We start from the raw sequence: 19,393 nt of genomic DNA, 5'->3' as shown, positions 1-19,393 counted from the left end.
ACTTAAATAAACATCTATGACAACACCCGTACTTGCAGCAGAACAGATAACAAAAGCATTCAATAGCGCCACAGTTCTGCGTGGCATCGACCTGCATGTTGCCCCCGGAGAAAAAGTAGCCATCATGGGGCCTTCGGGTTCTGGCAAATCTACCTTCCTCAATTGTTTGGCCGGAATCTTGACGCCGACCTCGGGCACGGTAACATTTCAAGGCAAGGTCATCTCCTCAGCTTCCGACGCCCAACGTTCTACACTCAGGCTGCGAGACTTCGGGTTCATCTTCCAAGACAGCATGCTTATCCCCGAGCTTCCGGCTCGCGAAAATGTGGCTCTGCCCTTGCGCCTGACTGGAGTGAAAACTTCTGACGCACTCGATCGCGCGGATGCCCTCCTCCACCATGTAGGGCTGGGTGAGCACTCCCACAAATTGCCTGCGGAGCTCTCCGGTGGGCAGGCACAGCGAGTCGCGATAGCTCGTGGCTTGGTCCACCAGCCGAGCGTGGTCTTCGCCGACGAACCTACCGGTGCACTGGATCAGGCCTCCGGGCACCAGGCAATGCAACTGATTACCTTGACACTGTCGCACTACGGTGGCGCTTTGGTTTTGGTCACTCATGACACCAAGGTGGCGCGCTGGTGTGACCGACTTGTTGAAATCCGAGATGGATTCATTCACTCTGATCAGACGCTTCGCCGCCACGAGGAGGAAAACTGATGGCTACCCCTTCTTTGGCGCGTCTGACCACCGAGTTGGCCATCCAACGTTCCCACACTAAGAACCGTGACAGTCTGCTCATCTTCTTAAGCGTTCTTGCCTTTGCAATAGTAAGTTCCATTGCGACGATCACCGCCAGCGGAACGTACATGTTCTACCAACGCTATCACCACCCGTATGGCAATCTAGCCGACGCTTTGGAGCTCGATCCTACATTCGCGATCATTCCCCAGACCTACCTCAGTCTCGCATTTTTTGCTTGTATTCTCATTGTGATTCCCGCCTGCAATTTGGCCTCACAAGCTGCCCTGGTGACAGCGCAATCGCAACACTATCGGCTTGCGGTACTGCGCCTTATCGGCTTGAATCGCCGCCAGGTCAACGTCATGGGTGCCTGCGAAGTGCTCGTGCAAGCCGTAACGGGGATCGTGTTGGGGCAAGTTCTTGCGCTACTTTGTGCCCCTTTGTTTACTGGTCTGAGCTTTCAATCGATGCCTGTAAGCATCGACGAAGTATATATGCCCTGGTATTTTTATCCACTTATCGATGCCATCTTGGTCGCGTTCACGCTCGTGGCAACATTCGTGGGATTGATCCAGGTGAGTATTTCGCCACTGGGAGTAGTACGCCGTAGTGCAGCGAAACGCCTGCGAGCCTGGCGTTTGCTCATTTTGATTGCTGTTCTGGCGGTTGCCTATGTTCTCCCTCGCTTTATAGACGAGCAGAGTACTCTTAATCAGCTGTTCTTCAGCTGCGCGGTCGTGGCACTGCTGATGTTGACAAACGACATCGCGGGCCCCTTTATCCTGCAGCTTTTGGCTCGCCCATTGGTACGCATACCAAGCGTCACGGTGTCGTGGGCTTTCCGGAATGTCCTGCACAATCCCCGGACGGTGTGGCGCCGGATCTCCGGAATTTCATTCTTGATTTTCCTGGCAGCATTCGTTGGTTTTATGCGCTTTGCTCCCGGTGATGATCTCTCCCAGGCGGCTCAATCGGTCACGGAAGCCCTCAAGCCTGACCTGAATCTGGGACTGCTTCTGGTTATCGTCATCACCTGCATCATCAACTCGGTGTCTGTCATGATCTCACAAATCGCAGCAGAGTTTAGCCGTGAGCAAAACATCCGAGCTCTTCACCGTATGGGAGTTAGTCCCCAACCGATCATCTCAGTGAATTGGATCGAAAACATCGTGCCCTTTGTCCTTGCGACGTTAAGCGCATGGGCTTTGGGAACGGTGGCTGGCAGTGCCTTCAGCGCTGGTACCGATTATGTGATCGAAGACCCAGAATCTGTCGGGGGTCCTTTGGTAGTCCTTGGCGCTATCGCTATCGGAACCATCCTGCTTTTCCTCGCACAACTGCTCAGCCTTCCTACTTTTAAGAAAATCTACAACAGCTCGCCGCAGGTGCGTATGCGCTAGGCGACTCCACTGCGCCAGATTGCAGGAAAGCTCTGACCTCAAGGCCATTCGTCAAAAAGGTTCAACGTGGATTCGCCTCACTGTGCAACGATTGTGAAACGCAGAGAAACTACAGCGAAAAACGAGATTGCCTTCGCACTGATGTGGATTGCAATCTACGGTGTCGCAGTTTCTCTTGGCGACGAGCTCTCGCGGTCCCTCAGTGTCGAGAAAGGCATCACGCTGCCAGTCCTGGCCACCCTCTCCTGCATGCTCCTTATCTTCGTGCGAGAAATAATGGGCGCAAGCACTACGGCTTGCGCCCTCCCCGCGTGTTTGCCACGCAGTTCCTCCACTACGTCCCCTTCATTATCCTGTTCACGGTCCACTGTAGTTCGGGGCTCAGCTCAACCGCCCAGGCAGTGAAATAGCCTGCTCTATAGGTGCAATGCTGTGCGTGGAGGTTTTCTTGAGGAACTGATCTTCCACGGTCTCCTCTTCCAGGCGATGCGCACCTACAATTGAGATGCTCGTTTCCTCGCTCACGTTCAGCCTGGGGCGCATGGTGAACCTGATCCACGGCGGCGACATGAGACGTACGGAGAATCCGTGCCAGGTGCTCTACCCCACCGCCAGCGGTTTCCTCTTTGTCACGATCTTCTAGAAAAGGGGCAGGGTGTGGGCGCACATCGCAGTCCACGGCATCGTCCACGCCGTTGCCAACGAGGACCGAGAGAACGACCTAGCGAACGAGTACGTGGTACCGGTATTGATCGACATCACGGTCTTCGTAGGTGCGTACGCGTTGTGGCTGCAGAGGCGAGTTCCGGGCGGGTTTAAAAACACACCCGGTGTCCGATGACTTCACAATTGCGAACATCCAGGTGCGGTAGCGCTCCAGGTCGCCGTCTTTAAGCTCGTAGCCCGCCCACTCGGCCACCACGCTCAAGGTGTTGGGGAAGCTGCCGCCGATAGTTTTAGCGCGCACCTCCGGGGTGAGCGGGCGGCCCAGCAGCTCGCCGAGCTCGAAGGTGGCCTTGCCCCACAGCGGTTCGGTGTCGATGAGGGTGCCGTCCATGTCCCAGAGGACGGCCTTGGGCCTACTCAAGTTCCGGAAGCTCGTTGAGAGCCTCGTCCGTGGCGCCGGTGGCGGCCGCCGCGCGGAACACCAGGGTCTCGATGTCGGCCTTCTCCTCCGGCTCGAGCACCGCGTTGGCGTGCTTCTCGTTGAACGCCTCGAGGTTCTCGTAGAACGGCGCGACGACCTTCACCAGCGCATCGCCCTCAGGGTCGTCGCCGAGCAGGTCGAGGGCGTCCAGGAACATCTCCAGGAGCTTCTTCAAATCCGGCAGCACCGCCGGGTCGAAGGGCTCTTCCCACAGTTCCTTGTCCTCATCCTGCAGGTAGGAACCGGTGGCGAAAGTGGTCAGGTCGTCGATGAATTCGTCTACCTCGGGCTGAAACTGGGCCCGAATCGAGTTGTCCGCAGGTGCGCTCATGCGCCCCATTGTGCGTGAGACGCGTTAAATGCGCACCCCGAGCAGCCCGTCGAGGGCGGTGGCGATGATCTGATTGCAGTCGCCTGCCGCGCCGTCGAGAAGCGAAAGTGCCTCCGGGGTGTTCAAATCGTCCGCAAGAATTGCGCGAAGCTTATCGACGACATCCGTCGCCCCCGCCTCGCTCACCTCGCCGGCGAGCTGCTCGCGCCAACGCGCGAGGCGCTCCTCGGCCTCAGCCAGGATCGCGTCGGAGAAGTCCCGGTCCTCGCGGTAGTGGCCGGAAAAAACGGCCAGGCGGATTGCCGACGGGTCGTGGCCCGCCTCCGAGAGCTTGTGCACGAACACGAGGTTGCCCAGGGACTTGGACATCTTCACCCCGTCGAGGGCGATCATGCCGGCGTGGACGTAGTGCCCGGCCATGCGCTCGACCTTCAGCGCGGCCTCCGCGTGCGCGGCGGAGAACTCGTGGTGCGGAAATGCCAGGTCAGATCCGCCGCCCTGGATGGCGAAGTGGCTGCCCAGGCGGTTGGTGGCAATCGCGGAGCACTCGACGTGCCAGCCCGGCCGGCCCGGGCCGAACGGCGAGTCCCAGGCGGGCTCGCCCTCGCGGTGGCCGCGCCACACCAGCGCGTCCAGCGGGTCGCGCTTGCCTTCGCGGTCCGGGTCGCCGCCACGTTCCGCGAAGTACTCCTCCATTGTGGCGCGGTCCAAGTTGGACTCGTAGCCGAACTGCTCGGTGGCGTCGATGGAAGCGTAGATGTCGCCCTGGTCGAGCTCGTAGGCCGCGCCGGCGTCGAGAAGCTGCTGCACCATTGCGATCACCTCGTCGACTGACTCCATCGCGCCGATGTAGTCGCACGGCGGGATCACGGACAGGATCTCCATGTCGCTGCGGAACAAGTTGATCTGGCTGGTGCCGAGTTCGCGCCAGTCCACGCCGTCGCGCTCTGCGCGCTCGAACAGCGGGTCGTCCACGTCGGTGATGTTCTGCACGTAGTGGACCTTGTGGCCGTTGGCGAGCAGCTGGCGCTGCGCCAGGTCGAAGGTGAGGTAGGTCGCGGCGTGGCCGAGGTGGGTGGAGTCGTACGGGGTGATGCCGCAGACGTACATCCCCACCTCCCCGTTCGCATCCGGGGTGGTGTCTACTTCCTTGACGCGCTGATCGGCGGTGTCGAAGAGCTTCAGCGGCACCGGGGTGCCAGCGACTGCGGGTACGGACGGGTCGGGCCATGCATGCATGCGGACAACCCTACAACTAGGCGGCCATCACGCCAGTGCCGAGCAGCGCCATCACGAGAAGGCCCAGCGGAATGCGGTAGGCGGCGAACCACGCGAACGAGTGGTTGGACACGAACTTCAGCAGCCAGGCAATGGAGATGTAGCCGACCACAAACCCGATGCCGGAGCCGACGAGCAGCTGCAGCCCGCTTGCCGCCTGGCCTGCCTGGGGGTCGAAGGCGTCCGGCAGGGAAAACAGCCCGGAGGCAAGCACTGCCGGGATGGCCAGCAGGAAGGAGAAACGGGTGGCCACTTCGCGGTCCAGATTGAGGAACAGGCCGCCGGAGATGGTGCCGCCGGAGCGCGACACACCCGGGATGAGCGCCAGGCACTGCCACAGGCCCATCACAACCGCGTCCTTCATAGTCAGTTCCTCGAAGCCGCGGGTCTTTTTGCCGCGGCGCTCGGCCAGGATGAACACCAGTGAGAACAGGATCAGCACTGTGGCGGTGATCCAGAGGTTGCGGAAGTTCTCGCGGATGAGGTCTTTGAGTAAAACGCCCGCAAGACCGACCGGGATGGTGCCGGCGATGACCATCCAGCCCATGCGGTAGTCGAAGTTCCGCTTGGACTTGTCCGCGAGGCCGGCGAACCAGGCGGTGAGGATGCGCCAGATGTCTTTGGCGAAGAACACCAGCACGGCCAGCTCCGTGCCCAGCTGGATCACAGCGGTGAAGCTGGCGCCGGCGTCTTCGCCCCAAAATAGTTGGGAGACGATGCGCAGGTGGCCCGAGGAAGACACGGGCAGAAACTCGGTGAGGCCCTGGACAATGGACAGGACGATCACCTGAACCCAGGACATTGTGGTGGCGGGATCAGTCATGGCGAAAGACACTACCCCGCCTACTTAGCCATCGCGGTGCGCGACGGGCGCGTTGCTAGGCTTTGACCTTGTGAATGCTCGTTTGTTTGCCCCCAGTTCCCGCCTCCGCTTTGCCGCAGTTTCCGGTGCCGTCTCGGCTGCCCTGGCGCTGAGCGCCTGCGGCGCGTCTCCTTCCGCCAAGATCGAGGAAGCTGGCGGTGAGGCCGCTGCGAACATGGGCAGCGCTAAGCCTGTGCAGTCCCCGCAGTCGTCGGACCCGGCGGGCGCGGTGGTGGACTTCGAGCCAGTGAGCGATGTGGACGTCACGAACGGCCGCATCGGCGTCCGCACGGAAAACGCGCTGACGATCGGCACGCTCGAGGAGATCCAGCAAGGCAAGGCCGCCCGCCACGAGCTGGACCAATCCTGCGGCGAGGCATCCGCCAACGCCGGCACCTTCGCGCTTGCCTGCGCGGGCGAGATCAAGCTCTTCGGCGACCGGGAGGAGACTATCGCCACGGATAAGCCGGTCACGGTGGCCACGGTGGCGTCGACAGGCGAGGTGCTCGCAGGCAGCGACACTGAGCGCAAGGTGTGGGTCTTCGACGGCGGAGAGCTGAAAGACACCATCGACGTCGCACGCGAGACCGATCAGCTCCAAGCGGTGCAGGTGGACGGCCAGCGCGACTCCGTGGTGCGAACCAACCGCTTCGACACCACCATCCAGGACATCGACTGGAACGGCTCGCGCCAAGGCGGCACCCTGCGCGTCGGCCTGGGAGTGGGCAAGGTGCGCGGCGGCGAGCACGGCCTGGTGCTGGCTGCGGATTCCACCGGCAACCAGCTCCACGTCTACACCACCGACGGCATCATCCGCCTCCAGCAGTCCGCGCCGGTGCCGGAAGGACCCTGGGATGCCGCGTGGGACCCCGCGCAGCGCCTCGCCTGGGTCAGCTCGCTGGCCAGCAACACCGCCACCGGCTACGACATCTCCCAGGGCATTCCGGTGAAGCGCAAGCACTTCGCCACCGTCGCAGATGCCCAGAGCATCATTACGCTTGACGACGGCACCGTGGTCGCCGCCTCCGCATCCGGCGACGGCATCCAGATCGTCTCCCCCGCCGACCAAACCGAGAGCAACTAGGAGAAAAACCCATGACGCTCTACGACCGCGCACTCAAGCTCATGTTCCTGCTGCCGCCGGAGCGCATCCACGGCATCATCAGCGGCGCGCTGCAGACGCTGCACCTGGCCACCCCGGTCAACCGCGTGATGGAAAAGGCCGTGCGCGTGCACGACCCGGTGCTGCGCCAAACCGTTTTCGGCGTGGACTTCCCCGCCCCGCTGGGGCTGGCGGCCGGCTTTGACAAGAACGCCGAGGCGATCGACTCCTGGGGCGCGATCGGCTTCGGCTACGCTGAGATGGGCACCGTGACCCCGAAGTCCCAGCCGGGCAACCCCACGCCGCGGCTGTTCCGCCTGCCGGAGGACAAGGCGATTTTGAACCGGATGGGTTTCAACAACAAGGGCGCGCTCGTGGTCGCCGACAACCTCCGCGCGCGGCGCTCCCGCGACGTGGTGGGCATCAACATCGGTAAGAACAAGACCTCCGAGGACGCCGTGGCGGATTACCGCGCCACCTCGACGCTTCTGGGTCAGCTTGCGGACTACCTGGTGGTCAATGTCTCCTCCCCCAACACGCCGGGCCTGCGCGACCTGCAGGCGGTGGAGGAACTCCGCCCGATCCTGGAAGTGGTGAAGAAATCCACCACCACCCCGGTGCTGGTGAAGATCGCGCCGGATCTTTCCGACGAAGACATCGACGCCGTGGCTGACCTCGCCGTCGAGCTGGAATTGGCCGGCATTGTGGCCACCAACACGACCATTTCCCGCTCCGGGCTGAAAACACCCGCCTCCAAGGTGGAGAAGATGGGCGCGGGCGGCATCAGCGGAGCCCCGTTGGAGAACCGCTCGCTTGAGGTGCTCAAGCGCCTCCACGAGCGAGTCGGCGACAAGCTGGTGCTCGTCAGCGTCGGCGGCATCTCCACGCCCGAGCAGGCGTGGGAGCGCATCACCGCGGGCGCGAGCCTGCTGCAGGGCTACACCCCGTTCATCTACGGCGGGTTGGGCTGGATCCGCGGCATCCACCGCGGGATCGCCGCGCAGATCAAAGCCCACGGCCTGGACTCGATCGAGCAGGCCGTGGGCAGCGGGCTGGAGTGGAAGGCGCTCTAAGCGTGTCCGGCTGCGCTGCGGCGCAGCACCACCGCGCAGAGGCCGGCGGCGAGCGCCCAGCCGATCAGCCAGAACGGCGTGGTGGCCATCAGCTCGGTGTCGGGCGCGATGAAGCCGAGCCCGATGAGCACCACGGCCACGATTAGCGCGCCGACCTGGGTGCGTGAGCCTTCCTGCTTGGTGTTGTAGGTGGCGAAGGCGCCGACGATGGCGACCGCCACGATGATGGAGAGCACCTGCGGGGTGACGGGGAACGCGGCGTCGCCTCGAAGCAGCGCCAGCACGGCGTAGAGCACGAGCACGAGTGCGATGCCCATGAACGCGCCGCCGACGCGGAGTTGCACTGGAACCATTCGGCGAATCTTACTGGTTTTCGTACCAGCCCCAGATGATTGCCCGGCCGAGCGAGTGGAAGTTCAGGTTGAAGCCGAGCTGGGTGGGGTTGGCAATCTCGTCCGCGGGAAGCTCCGTGTCCACCGCGTGGACGGCGAACAGGTAGCGGTGCGGGCCGTGGCCGGCCGGCGGGTTCGCGCCGTAGTAGCCCTTGACGCCGCTGTCGCCGGTGAGCACCACAGCGCCAACGCCGAGGTCGTCCTTCGCGCCCGCGCCGGCGGGCAGCTCGGTGACGTCAGCCGGGATGTTGAACGCGGACCAGTGCCAGAACCCGGAGGCGGTCGGCGCGTCCGGGTCGAAGCAGGTCACAGCGTACGTCTTGGTGCCCTCCGGGGCGCCGGACCAGGACAGCTGCGGGCTAGTGGCATTGTCGCCGGCCAGCGAGTCGGCGAGGCGCTCGCCGTCGACGATGTCCTCGGACGTGATGTCGAAGGACGGCACGTCCGCCAGCGCGGCGTACGGGTCGGGGCCGGGGAAACGGTCGGAAACATAATTTGCAGTCATGTCCCCATTCCTACCGGAGAGTTAGTGACCGCCGCCACTCCACGCAGCGAACAGTTGCGCGTATCTCCCGTCGGCGGCGACGAGTTCGGTGTGGGTGCCGTCCTCGATGATGCGCCCGGCGTCCATGACCAGGATCCGGTCCGCGGCCGCCGCCTGGTCTAGGCGGTGCGCCACCACCAGTGCCGTGGTGTCTGCGGTGATCCGCGCGGCGGCGTCCTCCAGCGCGTTCGTGGCGTCGCTGCCGGCTTCCGCTGTGGCCTCGTCCAGGATGAGCACCTTCGGGCCCGACAGCGCCACGCGTGCGAGCGCGAGCTGCTGCTCCACCTCCGGGGGTATGTCCTCCGCGCCTGCGCCGACGGCGGTGTCCAGCCCCTTCGGGAACAGGCGCGCGAACTGGGTGCCTTCAGGGTCGAGCCCGACACTTGCCAGCGCCCGCAGCAGGTCCGCGTCGGTCGCATCCTGTGCGGCCATCGAGAGGTCCTCGCGCAGGGTGCCGGCGAACAGGTGGACGTCCTGGGTGAGCAGGGTGACGTTCTTGGCGGTCCACGTGTCGCTGACCTGCGAGGTTTCCACGGCCCCTACCCGGATGCTCCCAGCTGTGGGCTCCACCAGCCCCGCAATGAGCGCGGCGAGCGTGGACTTGCCGGCGCCCGAAGTGCCCACCAGCGCGGTGGTTGTTCCGGCCTCGAGCGTGACAGAGAGGTCTTCCAGCACGTTGGCGCCGCCCGGGTAGGCGAACGAGACGTGGTCCACCTCCACATCCACGAGTGCAGCAAGGTCCGCCGGCACGGCCGTGGCGTCGCGTCCGTCCGCGAGCTTGGCCAAGCTCACCGCGCGACCCACGGCGGTGGCAGCGCCCTGCAACTCGCCGACGAAGAACAGCGCGTTGAACACCATGACCTCTGCGCGGATGACCATGAACACCGCAGCGCTCGCCTGGCCCGGGGTGACAACTCCGGCCGACGCGAGCCACGCGCCGACGCCAAGCGTGAGCAGCACCCACGCGGCGAAAGCGACCTGGCCGATGCCTGTGAGCCGGATGAACCAGGGCACACGGTCCATCTCCGCCTCCACCGCGCCCCACGAGGTCCGCCGCATCCGTGCCAACGCCCAGCGCTCCAAGTCGAAGGCGCGCAGCGTGGGCAGGCCCCGGACGGTATCCAGCAGCACCGCGTTGCGACGCGCCTCCGCCACGCTCACCGCGTTGGAGGCATCCGGGATGGCGCGGACCACCGCGCGGGCGAACGGGTACGTGCAGATGCAGATCAAAAGCAGGATCAAGGCGAAGCGGACGTCGATAAGCAAAAGCCCGATAAACGTGATCGGAAAGACGAACACGGTGGTGAGCACGCGCGAGCCGATGGCGGTGATGGTTTGGACGACGTCGTCGATGTCCTTGGTCATGCGTGTGATCACGTTGCCGGTGCCGAGCTCCATCACCCGCGGCACAGGTGCGCGCAGGATCGCGTCGAGGCAGCGACGGCGCAAGTCGATGGACGCGCGGGCGACCTTGAGGCCCACCACGTAGTTACCGAGGGCGCGCAGGAACATCTCGACGAGCATGCAGGCCAACGCCAGTCCAACAGTCCACACAAAGGCGCGGGTGCCGGTGCCCAGTAGCGGCACCTCGCCTCCGGTGAGCGGGTCGACGCTGCGCCCGAACAGGTTCGACTGCGTGGTGTACACGGCGACGATGAGCGCCTGGATGAGCAGCAGACCCGCCCACCAGCGTCTGTCCAGCGCGTTGGGCAGCGCCGAGAGGTACGCGAAGGTCTCCTTCACACTTGCGGGTGCGACCGCGTCTGTGCGTGCGTAATCGGGCGCCATCTACGCCACCTCCAATTCGGTTCCAGCGTGCTGCCACGCGGCGTTTCCGGTGATGACCACGGTGGTTTTGTCTGCTCTGAGCGCGGCGACGGCTGCCACGACGTCCGCCTGTGTCACGGAATCGAGCCCCGTGGTCGGGTCGTCCAGGATGAGCACCTCCGGGTCGGCGGCGAGCGCCCTGGCAAGCGCGACGCGCTGGCGCTGCCCGCCGGAAAGGTTCAGGCCGGCCTCCCCCAGCGGCGCGTCCGGCAACTCGCCTGCTTCGTTGATACCGCCGAGCCTGCGGAGGATGTCTTGGCAGTGGGCGGCGGCGAGCGCCTGCTTGACGACGTCCTCCGGCACATCCCCGCGCGGGTTCACGTTGTCTGCGATGGTGCCCTCAAACACGTTGACGGTGTGCGGCGGGAACAGCACGTCTGCGCGCTGCGCCCACGCGGCGGCGGTGGCGTAGGAACGCTCCGCCGGCTCGAGAATCCACAGCCCCGCGCCTGGGACCGGTGTGTCTGTTAGCTCGGGCCCCGCGGTGTCGTCGCCCGCGTGGTGCAGCTGCTCGATGCGCTGGCCACTCGCGACGGCCCTGCCCCACCCGCTGGCCAGGTCGCCGAACGCGAAGCCCGCCATGGTCAACGCAGGCTGCACCAACAGTGCCACGGATGTCAGCTGCCCCGGGGTGATCTCCCCGCGCAGCGTCATCCACGCGCTCAAGCCCACGATGCCAAGGTTGCACAGCCACGCCACGCAAAACCTGGCGAAACCGAGCCACACCTCCACACGCAGGTGCGTGAGCATCAAGCGCTTCGCCTTCGCCGTTTCGGCGTGAAAACGTGTTGCCACGGTTGCACCCGCGCCTAGGCCTTTGACGGTGCGAATGCCTTGCGACGCATCCGTGGCCAAGCCAGCGACATCCGCCTCCGCGGCGCGACGCTTCAACGACACCCGCGTCACCGGCCCCGCGGTCCACGCGGCGAACAGAGCGATGATCAGCGCGCTGGCCGGGATGGCCAGTGAGATCCACGGGGAGACCGACCACATCGCCACCATCGCGCAGACCGCGTAGCCGATGGCCATGAGCGGAAACGACAGCAGCTCGCGGTAGCGGCCGACGGTGTTCGCGTCCGCGTCGATGGTGTTGAGTACGGTGCCGGGGCTCATCGCTCCCGCCCCGCGGCGCAGCACGCCCGAGGACAGGTGCTGCTGCGCGTTGTGGGTCACGCGGCGCACCGAGGCTGTGGCCAGGCCGTCGCCGGTGGCCTCGCCGATGAATTGGATGATGAAGATGCCGACCAGCACCGCGAAGAGCCACCATGCGTTGAACTTTTCTTCCCCCACCAGGCCGTCCACGATCATGCCCACCACCACCGGCACAAACGCGGCGATGCCGGAGCCGATGAGGTAGCTCAGAATGTGCAGCACCAGCACGCCCGGGTAGGCGCCAACCATGTCCCTGACCACGCGGTTCCCGCTGCTCCAGCGCGCCGGGTGGAGCCGCGCCGGATCGTCCGCTGGCGGCGCGGGCGGGACGAACCAGCTGTACGTCTTCATTCTGCGCGGCGGTGGCATCATTCTGGAAAATCTAGCAATATTGGATATAATTAGACCCATGTTGATTTCAGGTACCGCTTTCTTGCGGTTGCGCACCAACCGCTAAGGCGGTTTCCTACCCCGTAGGTTAAAAACCGCTCCGGTCCTTTAGCCGGGCGTCTATTTGTCATGCCCGGCTCCCTTTCAAATCCAAGGAGCACACCTGATGTCTGCATACGGACACGGCCGTCACGAGCATGGCCAAAATTTTCTCACCAACCACAAGATCATCAACTCCATCATCGACCTTGTGAAACAAACCTCCGGCCCCATCATTGAGATCGGACCAGGAAGCGGTGCCCTCACTCACCCGATGGCCCACTTGGGGAGGGCGATAACGGCAGTTGAAGTGGACGCAAAACTAGCTGCCAAAATCACACAAGAAACCTCCTCGGCGGCGGTCGAAGTGGTCCATGATGATTTCCTTAACTTCCGGTTACCCGCCACTCCCTGCGTCATTGTGGGAAACATTCCCTTTCACCTCACCACTGCCATTCTTCGAAAGTTGCTGCATGCGCCAGCATGGACTGACGCTGTACTCCTCATGCAGTGGGAAGTCGCTCGCCGCCGGGCCGGGGTAGGCGCAAGCACGATGATGACAGCTCAGTGGTCCCCATGGTTCACGTTTCACCTTGGTTCCCGAGTACCAAGGTCTGCTTTCCGGCCACAGCCAAACGTTGACGGGGGGATCTTAGTGATCCGCCGGGTGGGTGACCCGAAGATCCCGATAGAGCAACGCAAAGCCTTTCAGGCGATGGTGCACACCGTTTTCACCGCCCGGGGACGCGGGATAGGGGAAATTCTCCGAAGGGCAGGGTTGTTTTCATCACGTTCAGAAACACAATCATGGTTGCGCTCGCGAGGAATCGACCCCGCGACCCTACCTCCCAGATTGCACACCAACGACTGGATCGATCTCTTCCAGGTGACTGGTTCCTCTCTACCTCACCATCGACCCATTTCACCATCGGGAAGTAGTCAACGACCTCCTCAACGGAAAAACCGAAGCCGGCGGCGTTAATCCCCACCAAAACCGAAATCCACCAGTAGTACTAAAAGGGCTCTTCCGGTTTTAGAGTGCATTGATTAGTTCGCCGGGGGTTCGGGCGTGGCACAAGATATTGGGGTCCTTGGCTTTGTAGGAAAAAGGTATCTAATCCATCCGTACAAAACTAAGGACCTACTGTGCAGCCTAACGGAAATGTCATCGTCGATACCATCTGCCGCACCGCAAAACTAGGAACTACTATCACCGGTGCCACAGAAAACGGTGACGTCACTGTTATTGAAGCCGAACCCGTCGAGCCGATCAATGAATGCCCTACCTGCGGGCAGCCTGGAGTATTCCGCGACCACGTCATCCGCAGCCTGGTCGATCTGCCCATCGTCGGCCACCCAACAACTTCATGTGCGCCTTCCACGCTACCGGTGCACCAACAAGCGTTGCTTGCAGAAGATCTTCCGTGCTGGCCTTGCCTGCGCGCCCGACAATTCAAAGACCACGGACCAGGTGACCCACTGGATCCTGCAACGACTCTGCCTAAATCGGATGAGCGTTGCCGCTGCACCCAAGTCATTAGGCCTGGGGTGGGATATGAAGTGTCCCAGGTTTTGTTCCGTTTGATGAAACCCGTTTTTGAAACAACGTACGGAGCACAACGCACGCCGATGCCAAAGCTTCCGCAACATCGACTACCTCATCAAACCCACGACAGTGGGATTCACACCCTCAATCCCCACGCGTGCGGTTTAGCTCCAACATTGCGAGTTGCAGAAAACCCCATTCGACATGCGAAAATCCCCGGTTCCGAAGAACCGGGGATTTTTCACTGCGGAGGATAGGGGATTTGAACCCCTGAGGGATTGCTCCCAACACGCGTTCCAGGCGTGCGACATAGGCCGCTAGTCGAATCCTCCGAGAAAGAAGAGTAGACGATGTTAGGGGTAAAACACAAAACGCCTGGCCAACGCCCCGCAGACGGCAGGCCGGAGAAACAAGGATGGCCTGTTTTCATTTCTTCGCCTAATCCGTTACACTTACGAACCAGGATCCCGCACGGCGGTTATCTTGTGAACTCCCCCAGGGCAGGAATGCAGCAAGGGTCAACGAGCTCTACCGGGTGTGTGGGGTCCCCTTTTTCTATTCGGGGCGCAGCGGACTTATGGCGTGTGCGTGTATCCTTGGGCGCACACGCCACCGCCTCACGCTCGTGGGAGGGATCGAGGCGGGCACGACATTTCTACACCCCATGGAGCAACCAATGTTTCGATTCGCCGTTCCACTCATCTCTTCACTGCTGCTCACCGCGATGTTTGGCGGACTATGGGCGTCGGTGGTGGCGACGGCCTTTTCCGATGATTCTGTCGTGCCGCTATTCGCTGCCCCCTGGTTCTACCCCGTTTTTCTGGTGCTCGGCGCGGTCCTCGCGTCGTGGGGAACGTTCACCGCCCTGCAACTACCCGGCCGCAGCCCCCTCACGTATTCGTATGTGCTGAGCATCGCTTTGCTCGTGGCGGGTGTCGCCTCTTTCTTCGTCCTCAACGGGGAGACCGCGATCAACATTTTCGGCTTTCTCGCCATCGCCATCGGGCTTGCCTGCGCCGATGTAGCGGCGCTGTTGTTGCTCGGCGGCGCGGTAGTTCGGAAGGGCAGAGAAAAGAAAACTCGGACCGATCCTGGATCGCATCCGAGTTCTTACCGCTAGATTCCAGCGCGGCTTTAGACCTCGTTCGTTCCTGAAAGAAGCGCGAAGAGGACCGCCATGCGGAGGTAGACGCCGTTGGCGACCTGCTCGAGGACGACGGTCTGCTCGGCATCGGCAACCGCGTAGTCGATCTCGTGTCCGCGGATCATCGGGCCGGGGTGCATGATGAGGGCGTTTTTGTTCAGCTTGTTTAGGCGCTCGGCGGTCATGCCGTAGAGGGCGCGGTATTCGCGGTCGGAGGGGAAGAAGCCACCGTGCATGCGCTCCTCCTGGACGCGCAGCAGCATCGCCACGTCGAGATCCTTCAGGATCGGGTCGAGTTCATAGGAGGTCTCGGCAGGCCACGTCTCCACGCCGGCGGGCATGAGGGTGGGCGGGGCGACGAGGATCACCCGGGCACCCAGCATGGACAGGACATCCACGTTGGAGCGCACGACGCGGGAGTGGAGGAGGTCGCCGATGATGGCGACGGTCTTGCCCTTCACGTCGCCGAGGTGCTGGCGCATGGTGACGGCGTCGAGAAGCGCCTGGGTGGGGTGCTGGTGAGAGCCGTCACCGGCGTTGATAACGGAGGGGCCGACACCGTCGGGGGCAACCCACCCGGCCAGCAGCTGCGGCGCACCCGAGGAGGGGTGGCGGAGGATGAAAGCTTCCACGCCGATGGCGGTGAGCGTCAGGCCCGTATCGCGCAGGGACTCGCCCTTTTTCACCGAGGAGCTGGCGGCGGAGATGCTGAGCACGTCGGCGCTCAGCGACTTGGCGGCTGTCTCAAAGGAGTTCTTCGTGCGCGTGGAGTTCTCGTAGAACAGGGAGGCCACCCGGCGCCCACGGAGGGTGGGGAGCTTGCGGATCTCGCGGTCGGACAGCGTGTTGCGGAACTCGTCCGCCTGATCCAGAAGGTAGGTGATTTCCTCAGCAGAAAGATCTTCGGTGCTGATTAGGTGCTTCATTATTTGTGTTCCTCGGAGTAGGTGATTCGGTCGGCGGAGTCGAGTGGCTGGAGCTCACAAACGACGTTTGCGTCCTCCGGCAGGTGAGCGACGGCGGTGCCCACATAGTCGGGGCGGATGGGGAATTCGGGCTGCTCACGATCGACGAGAACGGCGAGTTCGACGCGGCGGGGGCGACCGACGTCGGCAAGTGCATCAAGAGCCGCACGAATCGTGCGACCGGTGGAGAAAACATCGTCGACAAGCACAACAACCTTGTCCTCCACCCCACCGTGAGGGTAGACAGTTTCCTGAAGCGCCCGGTGCGGGCGACGACGGAGATCGTCACGGTAGGGGGTGACATCGAGGGACCCAAGCGGAACCGACACCCCCGTCTCGGCCGCGATGGCCTCCCCCAGGCGCTGCGCGAGTGGCACGCCCCCAGAGGGAATGCCCAACAAGGTTACTTCGCCACCGTCGCAACGACGTTTTTCAATAATCTGGTGCGCGATGTGGGTGATCATCCGTGAAATTTCTTCACTACCGACAACCGATACCATCGAGCGCCTCCTTCCCCGCCTCTCTGTGCGGTCCGTTAAAGGATAGTGCCGAGGATTAAGTATAGACCCGCAGGGCGCGCAACAGAAGCTCTACCGGGAGCACGATCTTCGCCGTACAATGATGCTTTACCCACGAAACAGAAAGGACTCCCACCCCATGCCCATGAACCTGAGCGGCCGGTCGTACCTCAAACTGCTGGACTTCACCCCCGCAGAAATCCGCTACCTCATTCGCCTCTCGCGACGGTTCAAGGAACTCAAGCTCACCGGCACCCCGCACCGCTACCTCGAGGGCAAGAACATCGTCCTGCTGTTTGAAAAAACCTCCACGCGCACCCGCTGCTCCTTCGAGGTTGCCGGCCGCGACCTGGGGATGGGCGTCACTTACCTCGATCCCGGCTCCTCCCAGATGGGTAAGAAGGAATCCCTGCCGGATACCGCCCGCGTGCTCGGGCGCTTCTTTGACGGCATCGAGTACCGCGGCTACGGGCAGGAGATTGTCGAGGAGCTCGCCGAATACGCAGGCGTTCCCGTGTGGAACGGCCTCACCACCGAGTTCCACCCCACGCAGATGATCGCCGACATGCTCACCCTGGAGGAAAACTTCCCCGACGGCATCGCCGGCAAGAAACTCGTGTTCATGGGCGATGCCCACAATAACGTGGCCAACTCCCTCATGGTCGTGTGCGCCAAGCTAGGCCTGCATTTTGTCGCCTGTGGGCCGACGGAGAACATGCCCGACAACGAGCTCGTGCACACATGCACGGAGATCGCCTCCACAACCGGCGGTAGTGTGACGCTGACCAGCGATGTCGACGAAGCCGTCGCCGGTGCCCACGCCATCTACACCGACATTTGGGTCTCCATGGGCGAGCCCGAGGAGCTGTGGGCATCCCGCATCACGACGATGTCACCGTACCAAGTCACCACCGAGATGATGGAGAAGGCCGCCGACAACGCCATCTTCATGCACTGCCTGCCCGCCTTCCACGACACGAAGACGACCATCGGTGCCGAGATCGCCGAAAAGTTTGGGCTCACCGAGATGGAAGTCACCGACGAGGTGTTTGAGGGGCCCCGCTCCCGGGTCTTCGACGAGGCGGAAAACCGCATGCACTCCATCAAGGCGATCATGTACGCCACGCTGAAGTAGGCAGCTATGACGATTGCGATTATTGGTGCCGGGGCCGTCGGGTGTTGAATGGCGAGCGAACTCTCCGCGGCTGGTGCGGATGTGACTGTTGTTGCCCGTGGCGAGGCGCTCCGCGCGGTGCGGGAGCGCGGGGTCCGTGCCGACGGCGTGGATGTTCCGGTTGCCGTGGCGACACATGCCTCTGAGGTGGAGGCCTCGGCCATCGTGCTGGCCACGAAGGCGACGGGCGCGCCGCTTACCGAAATCCTCGACGGAACGAATGCACCGATTGTGATGACGCAGAACTCCGTCGAGGCTCCACGGCTCATCGCCGCCGTCGTCGGCCAAGAACGGACCGTGCCCGGCGTGGTGCGCGGCTATTTCCACCATGTCGGCCCCGCCGAGGTCACCACGCACGGTGGTCCCGGCTCCTTCACCATGGGCCCCGGTGCCCCGACGCTTGCCCGGGCGCTGGAGTCCACGGGCATCACCGTCACTGTCCGGGACGATGAGCTTGTCGACGTCTGGGAGAAGGCCATGTTCGTCGAACCCTGCGGCGCGCTTGGCCTCATCGCCGATGCCGACCTCGGCACCCTGCGCACCACGTACCGGGAGTCGCTGACGGATTTCATCACCGAGGTACACAACGCCGGTATCGGTGCGGGAGTACCGATACCGGAGGATGCGGTCGCCCGCACCCTCGCCTTCGCCGATGCCATGCCCGCCAGCTCCACCACCTCAATGCAGCGCGACCGGATGGCCGGCCTTACCGGGGAATTCGATGCCCAGGTGGGAGCCGTCATCCGCGAGGCGGAGCGACACGGCGTAGCGGTGCCGCTGCACAGGTTGGCCTACGCCCTTATTGCGGGGCGCTAAACTCCCACGGCTCAGCGGGAATAGCCTGCGGGCTGTACCGCGCCACCATCTCCCGGGCCGTGTTCGCTCCCTCGATGCCGAGCGACCTGCCGAGCATCGCCACGATCTCGCGGATGGACCAGTGGCGGGTCAGCTCTGGCAGCGTCGTCGCACCGTTTCTCTTGGCCAGGCGCTCGCCGTCCTCCCCCACGACGAGGGGCACGTGGAGGTATGTCGGCGGCGTCGCGCCGAGGGCGGTAATGATCGCCACCTGCGTCGGCGCTGAGGCGAGTAGATCATCACCGCGGACGACGCGGTCCACGCCCTGCTCTATATCGTCGACAACGCAGGCCAGATTGTATGCCCACCCCGGCTCCCGCCCGCCACGCCGAAGCACGCAGTGGTCCACCGGACCGGTGACGGTGCCGTGACGATCGTCGACAAGCGTCATCTCCCCGCCGCCGTGGAAGCGGATCGCGGGTGCCCGATCCCCCATCTCCGGGATGTCGGTGCGACCGATGCATGTGCCGGGGTAGAAACTCGGCGGGGTGTGTGGCGCGCGGGCGGCCTCCCGGATGTCCCGGCGCGTGCAATAACACGGGAACGTGTCCAGCTGCGTGAGCGCCTGCTCGTAGAGGCCGTAACGGTCCTGCTGGTAGACGGGCTCACCGTCCCAGTCGATGCCGAGGGCTGCCAGGTGCTCCAGCTGCCTGGCCGCCACCTCCCGCGAGCTGCGCTGCTCGTCGACGTCCTCGATGCGGACGAGGAAGCGTCTGCCCGATGCCCGCGCATCCAACCATGCGGCCAGTGCCGTGCGGAGGTTTCCGATGTGCAGGTCACCCGAGGGGCTCGGTGCGTAGCGTCCGGCTGGTTGTGTCATAGCCCTAACAGTAGCCGGTGCAGACAAAAACTCCCGGGCCACCCTCATGGGTGGCCCGGGAGCCCTCCGCAGGACCAGATGCGGAGCTTAAAAAT

At 63.4% G+C, this 19,393-nt stretch carries 20 protein-coding genes, 1 tRNA gene, 1 other RNA gene and 3 pseudogenes; 12 read left to right on the top strand and 13 right to left on the bottom strand.

Annotated features, from left to right (window positions below; genetic code table 11):
* The first annotated feature begins 16 nt into the window (after nucleotides 1–16).
* The 3 genes from HMPREF3044_RS09845 (at nucleotide 17) to HMPREF3044_RS13165 (ending at nucleotide 2,782) form a co-directional block, all read left to right on the top strand.
* On the top strand, nucleotides 17–715 hold the full coding sequence (locus HMPREF3044_RS09845) for an ABC transporter ATP-binding protein (RefSeq protein ID WP_070741277.1): 699 nt from the start codon (nucleotides 17–19) through the stop codon (nucleotides 713–715).
* Nucleotides 715–2,139: an FtsX-like permease family protein gene (locus HMPREF3044_RS09840; protein ID WP_070741274.1), complete on the top strand. Its 1,425-nt coding sequence runs from the start codon at nucleotides 715–717 to the stop codon at nucleotides 2,137–2,139. Before HMPREF3044_RS09845 ends, HMPREF3044_RS09840 begins: the two co-directional genes overlap by 1 nt.
* Nucleotides 2,140–2,644: 505 nt before the next feature.
* Nucleotides 2,645–2,782: a hypothetical protein gene (locus tag HMPREF3044_RS13165; RefSeq protein WP_168167249.1), complete on the top strand. Its 138-nt coding sequence runs from the start codon at nucleotides 2,645–2,647 to the stop codon at nucleotides 2,780–2,782.
* Between the two features lie 78 nt (nucleotides 2,783–2,860).
* Here HMPREF3044_RS13165 and HMPREF3044_RS09835 read toward each other — a convergent pair whose 3' ends face one another.
* The 4 genes from HMPREF3044_RS09835 to HMPREF3044_RS09820 are packed head-to-tail and all read right to left on the bottom strand — an operon-like array spanning nucleotide 2,861 to nucleotide 5,718.
* Nucleotides 2,861–3,226 (bottom strand): HAD family hydrolase, encoded by a 366-nt coding sequence (locus HMPREF3044_RS09835; protein ID WP_246821009.1) that lies wholly within the window; start codon nucleotides 3,224–3,226, stop codon nucleotides 2,861–2,863.
* Entirely contained in the window at nucleotides 3,219–3,617 is a 399-nt protein-coding gene (locus HMPREF3044_RS09830) for a hypothetical protein (RefSeq protein ID WP_034989679.1), read from the bottom strand. The genes HMPREF3044_RS09835 and HMPREF3044_RS09830 overlap by 8 nt, the downstream gene beginning before the upstream one ends.
* 24 nt (nucleotides 3,618–3,641) lie before the next feature.
* On the bottom strand, nucleotides 3,642–4,856 hold the full coding sequence (gene mshC / locus HMPREF3044_RS09825; RefSeq protein WP_005390932.1) for a cysteine--1-D-myo-inosityl 2-amino-2-deoxy-alpha-D-glucopyranoside ligase: 1,215 nt from the start codon (nucleotides 4,854–4,856) through the stop codon (nucleotides 3,642–3,644).
* Nucleotides 4,857–4,872: 16 nt separating this feature from the next.
* Nucleotides 4,873–5,718 carry an undecaprenyl-diphosphate phosphatase gene (locus HMPREF3044_RS09820; RefSeq protein ID WP_005396288.1) on the bottom strand — a complete coding sequence of 282 codons (846 nt, stop codon included), beginning with the start codon at nucleotides 5,716–5,718 and terminating at the stop codon, nucleotides 4,873–4,875.
* A 70-nt stretch (nucleotides 5,719–5,788) separates the two neighbouring features.
* Between HMPREF3044_RS09820 and HMPREF3044_RS09815 the strand changes: the two genes are divergently transcribed.
* Complete coding sequence (locus HMPREF3044_RS09815; protein ID WP_011116971.1) at nucleotides 5,789–6,841, top strand: YncE family protein; 1,053 nt, start codon at nucleotides 5,789–5,791, stop codon at nucleotides 6,839–6,841.
* Nucleotides 6,842–6,852: 11 nt separating this feature from the next.
* Nucleotides 6,853–7,932 (top strand): quinone-dependent dihydroorotate dehydrogenase, encoded by a 1,080-nt coding sequence (locus tag HMPREF3044_RS09810; RefSeq protein WP_005390938.1) that lies wholly within the window; start codon nucleotides 6,853–6,855, stop codon nucleotides 7,930–7,932.
* On the opposite strand, the gene HMPREF3044_RS09805 is transcribed toward HMPREF3044_RS09810, so the two are convergent.
* The 5 genes and pseudogenes from HMPREF3044_RS09805 to tetA form a co-directional block, all read right to left on the bottom strand.
* Complete coding sequence (locus HMPREF3044_RS09805) at nucleotides 7,929–8,285, bottom strand: hypothetical protein (RefSeq protein ID WP_005390939.1); 357 nt, start codon at nucleotides 8,283–8,285, stop codon at nucleotides 7,929–7,931. The two genes, HMPREF3044_RS09810 and HMPREF3044_RS09805, sit on opposite strands and share 4 nt — an antisense overlap.
* A gap of 10 nt (nucleotides 8,286–8,295) precedes the next feature.
* On the bottom strand, nucleotides 8,296–8,829 hold the full coding sequence (locus HMPREF3044_RS09800) for a YbhB/YbcL family Raf kinase inhibitor-like protein (RefSeq protein WP_005390941.1): 534 nt from the start codon (nucleotides 8,827–8,829) through the stop codon (nucleotides 8,296–8,298).
* A 21-nt stretch (nucleotides 8,830–8,850) separates the two neighbouring features.
* Nucleotides 8,851–9,550, bottom strand: a pseudogene (locus HMPREF3044_RS13670) (ATP-binding cassette domain-containing protein); the annotation flags it as partial.
* 219 nt (nucleotides 9,551–9,769) lie between these two features.
* Nucleotides 9,770–10,656: pseudogene (locus HMPREF3044_RS13665) on the bottom strand (ABC transporter transmembrane domain-containing protein); the annotation flags it as partial.
* Nucleotides 10,657–12,198 carry a tetracycline efflux ABC transporter TetAB subunit A gene (tetA, locus tag HMPREF3044_RS09790; RefSeq protein ID WP_070741268.1) on the bottom strand — a complete coding sequence of 514 codons (1,542 nt, stop codon included), beginning with the start codon at nucleotides 12,196–12,198 and terminating at the stop codon, nucleotides 10,657–10,659.
* Here tetA and HMPREF3044_RS12975 point away from each other — a divergent pair.
* The 3 genes and pseudogenes from HMPREF3044_RS12975 to HMPREF3044_RS13435 form a co-directional block, all read left to right on the top strand.
* Nucleotides 12,101–12,304, top strand: coding sequence for an erythromycin resistance leader peptide (locus HMPREF3044_RS12975; RefSeq protein WP_256381094.1), 204 nt, complete (start codon nucleotides 12,101–12,103; stop codon nucleotides 12,302–12,304). The two genes, tetA and HMPREF3044_RS12975, sit on opposite strands and share 98 nt — an antisense overlap.
* A gap of 99 nt (nucleotides 12,305–12,403) precedes the next feature.
* Entirely contained in the window at nucleotides 12,404–13,258 is an 855-nt protein-coding gene (locus HMPREF3044_RS09785; RefSeq protein ID WP_011117480.1) for a 23S rRNA (adenine(2058)-N(6))-methyltransferase Erm(X), read from the top strand.
* 164 nt (nucleotides 13,259–13,422) lie between these two features.
* Nucleotides 13,423–13,840: pseudogene (locus HMPREF3044_RS13435) on the top strand (transposase family protein); the annotation flags it as partial.
* A 229-nt stretch (nucleotides 13,841–14,069) separates the two neighbouring features.
* Here HMPREF3044_RS13435 and HMPREF3044_RS09780 read toward each other — a convergent pair.
* Nucleotides 14,070–14,154: transfer RNA gene (locus HMPREF3044_RS09780), tRNA-Ser, on the bottom strand.
* Nucleotides 14,155–14,280: 126 nt separating this feature from the next.
* On the opposite strand from HMPREF3044_RS09780, the gene ffs reads away from it, so the two are divergent.
* Both ffs and HMPREF3044_RS09770 read left to right on the top strand, forming a co-directional pair.
* An RNA gene (gene ffs / locus HMPREF3044_RS09775) (signal recognition particle sRNA small type) lies at nucleotides 14,281–14,379 on the top strand.
* A 107-nt stretch (nucleotides 14,380–14,486) separates the two neighbouring features.
* Nucleotides 14,487–14,942: a hypothetical protein gene (locus HMPREF3044_RS09770; protein ID WP_168167248.1), complete on the top strand. Its 456-nt coding sequence runs from the start codon at nucleotides 14,487–14,489 to the stop codon at nucleotides 14,940–14,942.
* 14 nt (nucleotides 14,943–14,956) lie between these two features.
* On the opposite strand, the gene HMPREF3044_RS09765 is transcribed toward HMPREF3044_RS09770, so the two are convergent.
* Both HMPREF3044_RS09765 and pyrR read right to left on the bottom strand, forming a co-directional pair.
* Nucleotides 14,957–15,892, bottom strand: coding sequence for an aspartate carbamoyltransferase catalytic subunit (locus tag HMPREF3044_RS09765; protein ID WP_070741263.1), 936 nt, complete (start codon nucleotides 15,890–15,892; stop codon nucleotides 14,957–14,959).
* Nucleotides 15,892–16,431 carry a bifunctional pyr operon transcriptional regulator/uracil phosphoribosyltransferase PyrR gene (gene pyrR / locus HMPREF3044_RS09760; protein ID WP_070741260.1) on the bottom strand — a complete coding sequence of 180 codons (540 nt, stop codon included), beginning with the start codon at nucleotides 16,429–16,431 and terminating at the stop codon, nucleotides 15,892–15,894. The genes HMPREF3044_RS09765 and pyrR overlap by 1 nt, the downstream gene beginning before the upstream one ends.
* Nucleotides 16,432–16,588: 157 nt before the next feature.
* Between pyrR and argF the strand changes: the two genes are divergently transcribed.
* Nucleotides 16,589–17,584 carry an ornithine carbamoyltransferase gene (argF, locus tag HMPREF3044_RS09755; protein WP_210400548.1) on the top strand — a complete coding sequence of 332 codons (996 nt, stop codon included), beginning with the start codon at nucleotides 16,589–16,591 and terminating at the stop codon, nucleotides 17,582–17,584.
* A gap of 48 nt (nucleotides 17,585–17,632) precedes the next feature.
* A complete protein-coding gene (locus HMPREF3044_RS09750; RefSeq protein ID WP_246821007.1) occupies nucleotides 17,633–18,439 on the top strand; it encodes a ketopantoate reductase family protein in 807 nt (268 codons plus the stop codon).
* Here the strand turns inward: HMPREF3044_RS09750 and gluQRS are convergent.
* Complete coding sequence (gluQRS, locus tag HMPREF3044_RS09745) at nucleotides 18,423–19,298, bottom strand: tRNA glutamyl-Q(34) synthetase GluQRS (protein ID WP_231286114.1); 876 nt, start codon at nucleotides 19,296–19,298, stop codon at nucleotides 18,423–18,425. The genes HMPREF3044_RS09750 and gluQRS overlap by 17 nt on opposite strands.
* Nucleotides 19,299–19,393: the final 95 nt, after the last annotated feature.

The organism is Corynebacterium sp. HMSC073D01 (assembly GCF_001815555.1).
Lineage (GTDB): Bacteria > Actinomycetota > Actinomycetes > Mycobacteriales > Mycobacteriaceae > Corynebacterium > Corynebacterium glucuronolyticum.
The sequence above is the reverse complement of the archived record's forward strand: the minus strand, read 5'-3'. Positions and strand labels throughout refer to the sequence as shown.